Origin of the sequence: Sporosarcina sp. Marseille-Q4943, from assembly GCF_943736995.1 — a bacterium.
Taxonomy (GTDB): Bacteria; Bacillota; Bacilli; order Bacillales_A; family Planococcaceae; genus Sporosarcina.
On sequence record NZ_CALSFT010000002.1, the window covers coordinates 910,715 to 922,727 of the forward strand.

Here is a 12,013-nt window from a genome sequence, read left to right on the forward strand (position 1 = left end):
TACTTCTAAGTGGTGAGAATATGAAAATATTTACTCGTATTGGGCAAGGCGTAAATATGGTCGGCGGCGGCATTGTGAAGACAGGAGTCCATTTAACGGGAGATTTAATAGGTACAAAGTTTCCAGAGGCGGGGAAGTACATTAAAGAAGTCGGCGATACAGTCGTCCATTCATCGCAGACTGTCATTTCTAATGCGGGTCAATTTGCAGACGGGACTGCGACAGGTATTTATGGATTGGTCACAAAAGATGGAGGAAAATCCGAGGAGGGCTGGGAGGATGTAAAGACAGCGACTTCAAACACGGCTAAAGGGCTTGTAAGCGGTGTCGTGTACACAGGAAAGAGTATAGGACAAACAGTGCAGGGTGCAGTGCAACAAGATCGTGAAATGGTGATTGACGGCTTGAAGAAGGTTGGAAAGGCTGTTGCTGTCACAACGGCCGGTATCGGAGTCTTGGATATGATGGATAACGGAGTTGCTCAAGCGGGCGAGTTGCCAATAGATACCCAGAACTCGCATTTAGAGGGAACGGTCCATGAAGTGACCGGTATAGAATTTGATCGACACGTATATTCCACCGAGTCAAATGGTGTGTACTCGGGCGTGTTCCCAAGATTTGATACGGCGTTTGAAGCAACCTTGCCTGAAGACACATATGGCATGTCCGATGAGACACATATTCGGATTGCGAATTTACAGTTATACGAAGCTATTCTGGAAAATCCCTCGCTTGCTAATGAGCTAGGGTTCAATGCTCAGGACATTGAGAAATTGAACACCTCGGTGACTCCAACAGGATATGACTGGCATCATCACGAGGAACCAGGCAGAATGCAACTGGTTGATGAACAGCAACATAGCCTTACTGGCCATACAGGCGGGCGGAGTATATGGGGAGGCGGAACTGGAGCCCGATAATTATTTGTACTAATTAATAATCTTCTTAGATAGAGTTTTACAAGCTGTCTGTAGGAGATTTTGAAACTAAGGAGATCCAACTGTGAAAAGTATTTTTAGCTATATTTTCAATGGGCCAGAAGATTTGAAACTGAACTTTTTTAAAAGACTGTTTATAGGTTTTAAAACCATCCTTTTAATCATCTGCCTGATACTTACATTTACATTAGTGCTTGCTCCAGTAACTATTCCAATAGGTTTGCTGCTCTTCAGGTCACTAACCTACCAAGGGCAGTTCGTGGGCATAAAAAATATTCTTTTAGGTCTTCTCTTTTTTATCTTATTTCTTTTTTCAATCCCGATTGTTACAAGTGTCATGGGTTCTGCGCTACATTGAATCTAAAGGGAACATCCTTCATATGAAGAATGTTTGTATTTTTCTATCGCTACAGAAAAAGAATGTGATTTATAGCTTTATCCTGGACGCATAAATGTTATGGATGCTTTGCAAACTTAAAAGGACCCAAACCAAAATCAGCTTTCACCCGAGTATAACTCGTCTGAACAGCTGATTTTTATGTTATACTGGGTTGCTTGTAATTTTTAATACGATGAAGTTGAGGAATGCATATGTCGAATGAACAATTGAAAAAAGGGAGTCTTTTGGCGTTTTTGCCGCTGATTGTTTTTGTTGTCTTGTTTATCGGGTCGGGGATTGTGACGAAGGACTTTTATAATATGCCTTTGAACGTGGCGATGCTTATTGCGGCGGCTGTCGCGCTTATGATGAATCGGCGGGAGACGTTCAGTAATAAGGTCGATGTTTTTATGAAGCATGCGGGGCATCCGAATATTATTTTAATGGCTGTCATTTTTCTTTTGGCGGGTGCTTTTGCGGGCGTGGCGAAAGGGATGGGGGCCGTTGAGTCGACGGTCAATTTAGGCTTGTCTTTGCTGCCTGCGAATTTGCTCATTGTCGGCTTGTTTGTCATCGGCTGTTTCATATCGATTTCGATGGGGACTTCTATGGGTACGATTGTCGCGTTGGCGCCGATTGGTGTGGGGATTGCCGCCCAAACGGACGTCCCCGTAGCGCTTGCCATGGCAACGGTCATTGGCGGCGCGATGTTCGGAGATAATTTGTCGATGATTTCGGATACGACGATTGCGGCGGTCCGGACGCAGCAGACAAAAATGAAGGACAAGTTTAAAGTGAATTTCTTTATTGTTCTTCCGGGAGCAATACTAACGATAATTCTCCTCGCTATGTTGACGCATGGCAATTCGGCTAAACTTACTGGTGAATACCCATTTGAATTCATTAAGATCTTGCCGTATTTGGCTGTGTTAGTAGCGGCATTGCTCGGTGCGCATGTATTGGTCGTACTCGTTGGCGGAACGATATTAGCCGGTGTCATTGGACTGCTGGATGGTTCCTACCAGTTGGCGAGCTTCTTGCAGACGGCATCCGAGGGCATTATGTCTATGGAGGATTTGGCGATTGTTTCCATTTTGATCGGCGGCATCGTCGGGATTATTCAGCATAATGGAGGCATCGATTACTTATTGCGGGTCATCTCCCGCAAGATAAAATCGAAAAAAGGCGCCGAATTCGGCATTGCGGGATTAGTGAGCGCGGCGGATATTGCGACCGCCAATAATACAATCGCAATCATTATTACAGGGCCGGTCGCGAAGCGCATCGCGGATGAGTATGACATCGATCCCCGCAAATCCGCCAGTTTGCTTGATACGTTTTCTAGCGTCTGGCAAGGCGTCTTGCCGTACGGTGTTCAAGTATTGGCGGCGGCTGGATTAGCGGCGATTTCACCGTTAAGTATCATCGTCTATTCGTTCTACCCTGTACTGATGGGGATTTGTTGCGTCGTTGCGATTTTGATTGGTTACCCTAAGTTTAAAAAAGCATAAAAAAAAGAAATCCCGCCAGGCACATAGCCTGTAGCGGGATTTTTCAATTTACACCTTAAACTGATCAATTGCCAATTTAAGTTTCTCACTCAATTCCGTAAGCACTTCTGATGCATCCGTAACGGACTGGATTGCCCGAAGCTGCTCATCTGTTGACGCGCTCACTTCTTCGCATGCGGCAGCGGTTTCTTCGGAAGTGGCTGCCATCGTCTGAATCGTCATTGCTACTTCATCCTTGTGACGGGAAACGTTCTGGATCTCGATGGAAATCGATTGGATTGAATCCTGCATTTCCACCATTAACGTGGACAGCTGAGCGAATGTTTCCTCCGTTTCATGGACGACAGTACCTTGTTCACGGAAAGTGGCAATCGTTTCATCCATTTGGGTTGTTACAAGCCTAGATTCCTCTTGCAACTGCATGACAGTCTCTTTGACTTCTTCCGTAGCTCGCGCAGACATCTCTGCTAGCTTCCGGACTTCTTCAGCAACGACAGCAAAGCCTTTTCCATGTTCGCCTGCGCGTGCCGCTTCGATGCTAGCATTCAGTGCGAGCAAGTTCGTCTGTGAGGAGATGTCCGTAATCGTCTCCATGACGCCGCCGATCTCCTTTACTTTTTCACCGAGTGTGCTAATGGCATCGTTCATCGATTTCAAGTTCTCGCCTGATGATGCAAATGTCTGTTGGAGATTGGCCATTTGCGTCTGACCGTTTATGTTCATCTTGCCTGTCTGCTCGGCGATTGTTTTCATTGAAACTGCACGTTCCGTAATATCGTTTATCTGCCTGCCCAGTTCATCGGCCTTTTCAGTGACCGTTTCGGCGTCTTCCGCTGATCTGGAAGCACCATGGGCAATTTCATTGATCGCATGTGCGACTTCCGAGCTCGATGCACTCGTCTCTTCTGCAACTGCACTCAAGTTTTCCGAGTTTGCCCTGACATTATCGGCGGATTGATTGACGACGGAAATGATGCCATGCATATTGGCGATCATCTTGTTGAAATTTTCTCCGAGCTGTCCAATTTCATCTTTCGTGCGGATATCTGATTGTACAGTCAGATCGCCTTCCGCAACGTCATCCATCAAGCTTCGAAGACGTGCGATCGGCTTCAGCATCCTGCTGATGAGGAAGTACAGGCCAATTCCTACAACAGCCAGTGTGATGAGTGAAATAATTAAGATGGAAATGAAAAGCTGCCTCGCCATTTCCATAAGGTTATTTTCTTCATACGCAGTGCTGATTTTCCATCCGAACTCAGGGATGGTTGAATGGACACTGACCATCTGCTTGCCGTTCTCGTCGTTGAACGTCATATCCCCGGAATCCGAGTCATACATGTCTTTGACATAGGCAATCTCCATCAAGTTTTCCCCGCTTTTTGTCGGGTGGGAAATCGCTGTACCGTTTTCATCAAAAAGCATCGAGTATCCATCGTATGGGATATATGTAGAGTTCAGCATTTCGGTGATCGCCGTCAACTCGATGTCAACTCCGGCTACGCCGAGTAACGTCCCGTTCTTCTTTACCGCAATGGAAGCAGTGATCATGAAGTTGCCGCTCACTTCATCTATGTAAGGCGATGACCATTGGATGCTGTCCGGTACTGCAGTCGCGTTTTGATACCACTCGCGGCCCGTCGGATCAAATCCTGTCAAATCCGCAACTGGATAGATGAACGTCTCTTTTGAAGGCAGCGCATAATAGGCTGCTGTTGCATCTGAATATACCTCTAAAAAGTTCTTGAGTCGTTTTAACAGCTCCGCTTCATTGACACTTGAACCACTAGTGCCCGTGAAGTCTATAATTTCATCCGAATCGGTCAGCGCATCGATCCCTTTCGAATATTGCGCCAGAAAGTTTTCGACGGTAAGTCCGATCTGGTTCGAAATGGCGTCACTTGAATCGATGACGCTTTCCAATGAACGCTTTTTCACTTGGCCATTGAGCATGAAGGCCATGAGTACTGTGCCTACAAAGAATAGTATGAGCGCAGTAAAAATAATTTTTGTTTTAAGCGATTTAGCCATGCCAAAATTCCTTCCTTAGTGAATTTTCCATATAAGTTTTCTTTCGGCATAATCCGTCGCAATTCAAGTGAGTGGTAGATAACTTTTTGTCGTAACCTATCCGTATACTTCATTCAAAACAGGGGAGCATAGGGTTGAAAATCGTAAAGGAGGCACACGAATGAATAACTTAACCGAGCTCGAAGTGGAGAATTTGCGCCATTTAATAGGAGAGCATAGTTTAATTACGAAAAAGTTGGAGTTTTATGCGCAAAATTGTCAAGATCCGGAATTGCAATCGATCTTCCAGCGAGATGCGCAAGCTGCCAAGGAAAATCAGCAACAACTACTGACATTTTTATAGGAGGTCTTTGATATGTTTCAGGACAAAGAAATGACGAGCGATTATTTGGCTGGGTTAAATGCAAGTTTGACCACATACGCTAACATGATTGCACAAGCGAATAATTCCGAATTGCGTCAAGCGTTAATCCAGCTTCGAAATCAGGACGAGTCTCGTCAACGAACCATCTATAATTACGCACTTGGAAAAGGTTATTACAAACCAGCTGCCCCTGCGTCACAGGAAGTAATCCAACAAGTGAAGTCACAGTTGACGCAGGGATAACAGCCAATATTTTTTGACAAACCGGCATATCGTATCCACTCCTCGAGGTGTGTGCGATATGCCGGTTTTTTTATTTGGACAAGTAGTAACGAGGTGATCAATTTTGATGAAAAGTCGAACATTTTCCACCAAGAAATTTCATCTTGACAATCCAAAACCAATAGAATACACTTTTTGAGTAATGTGTTACACTATTTGCGTGAGATACTCATTAGAGTAACGTTATTTTAGAAAACCGTGCACCGCAATGTGGTACCGGTTACACACTGAGGAAGTATTTGGACATAGAGATGAACTTGTCTAAGAAGAAGGAAAAACAACAGGTTGCCATATTTTTTTATAGAAAATGTGTAACCGGTTACCTATTTTTTCCGAAAACGAGGAGGATATAAGGAATGAGTATATTATGGGGGATATTTGGATGTGCTGTGATTATTTTTATTGCATATCTTATGTCTGAAAACAGAAAGATTATTAATGTTCGAACGGCGCTCGTTGGATTCTTCTCGCAAGTCCTTTTAGGATTTATCGTCCTGAAATGGGGAGCAGGAATGGCGGTCGTCGAGTTTGTATCTGACGGTGTCAATAAAGTGATGGGATATGGGATGGAAGGTCTCTCCTTCGTATTCGGATCTTTAGCAGATAAAAACGGCCCGGTTGGGTCGATATTTGCAATTAATGTACTAACAATTATGGTATTCTTATCTGCTCTGATTTCACTTCTATATTATTTTGGAATCATGCAGATGTTTGTAAAAGTGCTCGGTGGATTAATTTCGAAATTCATGAAAACAGGTTATGTAGAATCGACGAATGCGGCGATGAATATCTTTTTAGGAATGACACAATCCGCTATTTCCGTTAAACCGTATATTAGCCGTATGTCAAGATCGCAAATCTTCGCCATCATGGTAGGTGGATTAGCTTCCGTTTCAGGGGCCGTCTTAATCGGGTTGGCTGCAATGGGCATTCCAATCAAGTACTTGCTTTCCGCAGCGATTATGTCCGCACCTGCAGGCTTAATGCTTGCAAAGCTGATCATTCCTGAAACAGACCCTCTCAATCCGAATGAATGGAAAGAGATGGACGACTACATGGGAGATTCTAAAAAAGACTCCAACATTATGGATGTCATTATCAATGGGTCTAGAGAAGGGTTGAACCTCGCTGTCAATGCAGGGATCATCTTGATCTCGATCATCGGGCTTGTGGCGTTGTTGAACGGTATTTTAGGCGGCGTAGGATCACTCGTTGGATTCCCTGGACTTTCATTTGAAACGATCATGGGGTATATCTTTGCACCGATCGCTCTCATTATCGGTATTCCTTGGAGCGAAGCACTAGCTGCTGGTAACTTGCTCGGACAAAAGATGATTTTGAATGAATTCGTTGCTTTCACATCGCTTTCAACTATGATGGAGCAATTCTCCGAAAAATCGATTGCAATTCTTACATTTGCATTGTCTGGATTTGCGAATATCGGATCGATCGGAATCATTCTTGGAATCATGATCGGTGTAGCGCCAAATCGTAAAAAAGATATTCAATCAATGGCTTTTAAAGCTTTGATTGCGGCAACATTAGCGAACTTGCTAAACGGTGCGATTGTAGGATTGTTCTTCGTCTAATTAATTTAATAGATAATCTTGACTCACAACCCTTTGTCATGCACACTATGTGTAACCGGTTACCGACAATTACCAATGGAGTGATTGAAATGGCTTCGATTAGAGATGTCGCAAAACATGCGGGCGTATCTGTTGCAACCGTGTCCCGAGTGTTAAATGACAAAGGGTATGTGAGTGTAGAAACACGGAAGAAAGTCGAGGCCGCCATCGCGGACCTGAACTATCGACCGAATGAAGTTGCAAGAAGCTTGTTTAATAAGCAATCGAACACGCTCGGATTGATTTTGCCGGATATTATGAATCCGTTCTTTCCTGAATTAGCGCGGGCGATTGAAGATACAGCATCCAAACTTGGGTATACTGTGATCCTATGCAATTCTGATGAAGATGAGGAAAAAGCACAGCGGTACATAGACGTATTGCTTCAAAAATACGTAGATGGCATCATCATCTCCTCGAACACAATACAAGAAAAAACGATTCGTGAACTGACGATCCCTGTCGTTTGCATAGACAGGGAGATTAGTAAAGATATCCCGACGATTGTCGTTGATAATAAAGAAGGCGCGAGAATGGCTACCCGTTTTTTAAAAGAAAAAGGGCGCCGGAAAATTGGTCATATAAGAGGGCCTCTTGAAATCATAAACGCAGAAGAGCGTTGCGAAGGTTATCGAGAAGTCGTGTCAGGGGAAGAATGGTTTCAAGAAAGTTATATTGTGAATGGACACTATCGTATGGATACGGCAACAGAGGCGACGTTGGAGCTTTTCCGACGGCATCCCGACATTGACGGGATCTTTGCTGCGAACGATACGATGGCGATCGGTGCGATGAAAGCGGCGTATGAGCACGGATTAAAAGTGCCTGAAGATATTTCAATCATCGGATTTGACGGCATCGCTTTAGCAAAAGCTTCAATTCCGGAATTGACGACGATCGAACAGCCTTTGTATGAGTTAGGCCAGAAAGCGGCAAAGATGCTCATTAAGCTCATCAAAGGGCAAGATGTAAAAAAGACATTTTATCAGTTTGATGTTCAATTAATAGAAAGAGATTCAACGTAAGGTGGGTGAAATGATAATGGGACAGGCCCCTAAAATAACAGTCGTAGGAAGCATTAATATGGATCTCGTTACGATTACGGACCAGCTGCCGAAAATGGGTGAAACGATTCTCGGTCAACAGTTTCAAATGAATCCGGGTGGAAAAGGTGCAAACCAAGCGGTCGCATCCGCAAGACTTGGCGCGGCAGTTCAACTGATCGGCTGTGTTGGAGAGGATATGTTCGGCAAGGAACTGCTCCAACACTTGAAAAGTGAAGGCGTTAACGTGAGCCATGTGGAACAAGTTGCGGATCAGACAGGAACCGCTTCCATCATCGTTTCTAAAAAAGATAATAATATTATCGTCGTTCCGGGTGCGAACAATCATGTGACGGCATCTTTCGTGGAGGCGAAGAGAGAGGTAATCGCGGCGAGCGATATTCTGATCCTTCAGCTTGAAATCCCGTTGGAAGGTGTGCAAAAAGCGATTGAAATCGCGAAGGAGAACGGAGTTACGGTCATCTTGAACCCAGCTCCTATCCGCGAACTTCCTGCTGATGTACTCTCGAAGGTTGATTATTTGACTCCGAACGAACATGAATTCAAGCATTTAACGATTGATGATGATCGTGCAGAGCTCATTGGGAAAGTGATCCTGACAAAAGGAAGCGAAGGTGTTTCCTATTTCCTAGATGGTGAGGAATTAAATATCCCGGCTTATTCAATTGACGTAGTCGATACTACAGGTGCCGGCGATTCATTCAACGCTGGATTTGCGGTTGCATTAGGCAAAGGGTTGCCTGTAGACGCTGCATGCCGATATGGCAATGCAGTAGCGGCCCTTTCGACGACAAAGCTTGGCGCACAAACGGGAATGCCAACTGATGTAGAAGTTCAGGCATTCATTAACAACGTAAACGCATAAGGAGGAGTAAGAGTGAGCGATTTGAAAAAAGTCATTTTAGACGTTGATACGGGTGTGGATGACGCACTCGCAATTCTTTACGGAGTGAATAGTAAGCAACTAAATATTCTAGGAATTACGGCTGTTAGCGGAAATGTCCCGCTGGAGCAAGTGAACATCAATACAAACAGGATCTTGAAGCTAGCAGGAGTGGAAGATCAAATCAAAGTGTACAAAGGTGCAGACCGTCCACTTTTAAAAGAGCCTTACCACGAGTTCCGAGTACATGGCAATGACGGTGTCGGCGGAGCGCTTGACCATATTGACATCGATTTTCCTGAAAATGACGTCTTTGCTCCGGACTTCATCATCGAGCAAGCGAAAAAGCATAAAGGTGAACTCACTCTCATCGCGGTCGGCCCGCTTACAAACGTTGCGTTGGCAGTCCGTAAAGAACCAAGACTAGCTGAATGGCTGAAAGAAGTCATCGTGATGGGCGGCCTCGTCCAATCGTCAGGAAGAGGAAATACAATCCCGACATCCGAATTTAACATTTATGCGGATGCAGAAGCAGCAAAAGTTGTCTTCCATTCAGGAATGAACATTACGCTAGTAAGTTTGGACGTAACAAGACAAGTGCTGTTAACAGAAGAGCATATTGAGGAATTGAAAGGCACGAAGTATTACGATTTCGTCAAGACGAGCACCGTCGATTACAGACAATTTTCAATCAACCTCTACGGAATTAACGGCTGTGCAATGCACGACCCATTGTCAGTAGGTGTCGCTTTAGATCCCAGCATCGTTCAAACAGAGAAATATTACGTCGATGTAGAGACGAAAGGCGAATTAACATACGGCCAAACAATCTGCGACTTCCGAAACATCTATAAAAAAGAACCAAACGTCAACATCTGCGTCGGCGTAGACTCTGAAAGATTCCTACAAACATTCCTCGAGTATTTAAAGAGATAATTAGTTTTCAGAATCTTTCCGGTGCCAATCGTTTCGGTGCCTGTGCAGCAAACAATTCAGATTATTCACTACAATTGTATAAGAGAGTTTCATAAGTCAACTGTCCCAAGGGATGGTTGACTTTTATTTGTATGTTTATGAATTTCTTTGAATTGTCATAAATGTGTGCTGCACAGGCACCGAAGATGAAGTACAAGTATTCTAAAGTTTTCATCCATTCTGGTGAAAGTATCGTATAATAGAAGAAAAAACGGGGGAATTTCCATGGACTACTTATACAACCCATACCCAATAACCCGCCACACTGTATTCGCACGGAAAGGGATGGTGGCGACGTCGCAACCACTTGCGTCACAAGCCGGCATTGAAGTTATGCGGAAAGGCGGGAATGCGGTGGATGCCGCGATTGCGACGGCTGCTGCTCTCACTGTCGTCGAACCTACTACGAACGGCATTGGGGGCGATGCTTTTGCGATTGTGTGGATGAAAGACAAGCTATATGGCTTGAACGCGTCCGGACCTGCGCCGGAAGCTTTGACGCTTGAAGCGATGAAAGAAGCGGGACATGAGAAAATCCCGACATTCGGCTACGAGCCGATCACTGTTCCAGGTGTTCCTGCTGCATGGGCGGCGCTTGCGAAACGGTTCGGCAATCTGCCGTTGATTGAGTCGCTTGGGCCAGCTATCCGTTATGCGGAAGAAGGGTATCCGCTCACGCCAATATTGGGGAAGTATTGGAAAATCGCCTACAACAAGTATAAATCGCTTGATTCTGCTCAGTTTGAAGAATGGTTCAAAGTGTTCGCACCAAATGGCAGGGCTCCTGAAATCGGGGAAATGTGGAAGTCGCCGGACCACGCAAAGACATTGCGGGAAATCGGAGAAACGAATGCGGAGTCCTTCTACAAAGGGGAGCTTGCCGATGCGATTGACGCGCATGTCGCAGAGAACAATGGCTACCTCCGTAAATCCGACCTTGAAAACTATCAAGCTGAATGGGTCGACCCGATTTCGACAAATTATCGGGGCTATGACGTTTGGGAAATTCCGCCGAATGGTCAAGGCGTTGTGACGCTTATGGCGCTTAATATCTTCTCTGAAATGAACCCTGCGGTGCTGAACGATGTGAAATCGCTTCACGAACAGATCGAGGCGATGAAGCTTGCTTTCATTGACGGAAAAGCGTTCATTACCGAAGAGAAGGATATGCCGATTGAAGTGGAACATTTGCTATCGAAGGAATACGCGAAGAAACGGGCTGCGGAAATTACAGAGCACGCTTCAATCCCAGAGCCGTATGAATTGCCGAGAAGCGGGACTATCTATTTGGCGACCGCTGATGAAGAGGGGAATATGGTTTCCTTCATCCAGTCAAACTATATGGGCTTTGGCTCCGGAGTCGTCGTGCCGGGAACAGGCATTACACTTCAAAACCGGGGCATGGACTTTTCACTCGATCCGACGCACCCGAACGTATTGAAACCAGGCAAACGCTCCTATAACACGATCATCCCGGGCTTTCTGACGAAGGACGGACAAGCGGTCGGCCCGTTCGGCATCATGGGCGGGTTCATGCAGCCACAAGGCCATTTCCAAGTCGTTGTCAACACGGTCGACTACCATCTGAATCCACAAGCGACATTGGACGCACCGCGTTGGCAATGGATCGAAGGGAATAAAGTGCACGTCGAGCCAAACTTCCCGAACCATATCGCGCAGGCGCTCGCTCGACTCGGACATCAAATCGTCCCGACATTGGACAGCGGATCATTCGGTCGCGGGCAGATCATTTGGCGCGACCCGGAAACAGGCGTCCTTTCCGGCGGTACCGAATCAAGGACTGATGGAACGATTGCGGTTTGGTAAGGAATTCTTAAACTACTAAAGAAATGATTACACCTCCTATTTGACTTACGATAAAGGAGGTGTTTTTTTATATTTATCTACCAATGTCATCCAATTCAGAACCTTCTTATGATAAACTAGTTACAAAGAGA

Annotated in this window: 11 protein-coding genes; 10 read left to right on the plus strand and 1 reads right to left on the minus strand. The window is 45.2% G+C overall.

Annotation, left to right across the window (positions count from 1 at the left end; genetic code table 11):
- Positions 1–20: 20 nt before the first annotated feature.
- The 3 genes from NIT04_RS04420 to NIT04_RS04430 all read left to right on the plus strand — a co-directional run bounded on the left by NIT04_RS04420 (position 21) and on the right by NIT04_RS04430 (position 2,828).
- Positions 21–920, plus strand: coding sequence for an HNH endonuclease (locus tag NIT04_RS04420; protein WP_252502390.1), 900 nt, complete (start codon positions 21–23; stop codon positions 918–920).
- Between the two features lie 82 nt (positions 921–1,002).
- A complete protein-coding gene (locus NIT04_RS04425; protein ID WP_252502391.1) occupies positions 1,003–1,296 on the plus strand; it encodes a hypothetical protein in 294 nt (97 codons plus the stop codon).
- Between the two features lie 233 nt (positions 1,297–1,529).
- The gene (locus NIT04_RS04430; RefSeq protein ID WP_252502392.1) at positions 1,530–2,828 is read left to right on the plus strand and encodes a Na+/H+ antiporter NhaC family protein; all 1,299 of its coding nucleotides are present in this window, start codon (positions 1,530–1,532) and stop codon (positions 2,826–2,828) included.
- 48 nt (positions 2,829–2,876) lie between these two features.
- On the opposite strand, the gene NIT04_RS04435 is transcribed toward NIT04_RS04430, so the two are convergent.
- The gene (locus NIT04_RS04435; protein ID WP_252502393.1) at positions 2,877–4,859 is read right to left on the minus strand and encodes a methyl-accepting chemotaxis protein; all 1,983 of its coding nucleotides are present in this window, start codon (positions 4,857–4,859) and stop codon (positions 2,877–2,879) included.
- Positions 4,860–5,019: 160 nt separating this feature from the next.
- Between NIT04_RS04435 and NIT04_RS04440 the strand changes: the two genes are divergently transcribed.
- The 7 genes from NIT04_RS04440 to NIT04_RS04470 all read left to right on the plus strand — a co-directional run bounded on the left by NIT04_RS04440 (position 5,020) and on the right by NIT04_RS04470 (position 11,882).
- A complete protein-coding gene (locus NIT04_RS04440; RefSeq protein WP_252502394.1) occupies positions 5,020–5,202 on the plus strand; it encodes a hypothetical protein in 183 nt (60 codons plus the stop codon).
- Positions 5,203–5,214: 12 nt separating this feature from the next.
- Positions 5,215–5,466: a spore coat protein gene (locus NIT04_RS04445; RefSeq protein ID WP_252502395.1), complete on the plus strand. Its 252-nt coding sequence runs from the start codon at positions 5,215–5,217 to the stop codon at positions 5,464–5,466.
- Between the two features lie 395 nt (positions 5,467–5,861).
- Complete coding sequence (locus NIT04_RS04450) at positions 5,862–7,094, plus strand: NupC/NupG family nucleoside CNT transporter (protein ID WP_252502396.1); 1,233 nt, start codon at positions 5,862–5,864, stop codon at positions 7,092–7,094.
- Between the two features lie 89 nt (positions 7,095–7,183).
- The gene (locus NIT04_RS04455) at positions 7,184–8,158 is read left to right on the plus strand and encodes a LacI family DNA-binding transcriptional regulator (protein WP_252502397.1); all 975 of its coding nucleotides are present in this window, start codon (positions 7,184–7,186) and stop codon (positions 8,156–8,158) included.
- Between the two features lie 16 nt (positions 8,159–8,174).
- The gene (gene rbsK, locus NIT04_RS04460) at positions 8,175–9,062 is read left to right on the plus strand and encodes a ribokinase (protein WP_252503188.1); all 888 of its coding nucleotides are present in this window, start codon (positions 8,175–8,177) and stop codon (positions 9,060–9,062) included.
- A 21-nt stretch (positions 9,063–9,083) separates the two neighbouring features.
- Positions 9,084–10,016 (plus strand): nucleoside hydrolase, encoded by a 933-nt coding sequence (locus NIT04_RS04465; RefSeq protein WP_252503189.1) that lies wholly within the window; start codon positions 9,084–9,086, stop codon positions 10,014–10,016.
- 264 nt (positions 10,017–10,280) lie between these two features.
- Positions 10,281–11,882 (plus strand): gamma-glutamyltransferase family protein, encoded by a 1,602-nt coding sequence (locus NIT04_RS04470; protein WP_252502398.1) that lies wholly within the window; start codon positions 10,281–10,283, stop codon positions 11,880–11,882.
- Positions 11,883–12,013 lie beyond the last annotated feature (131 nt).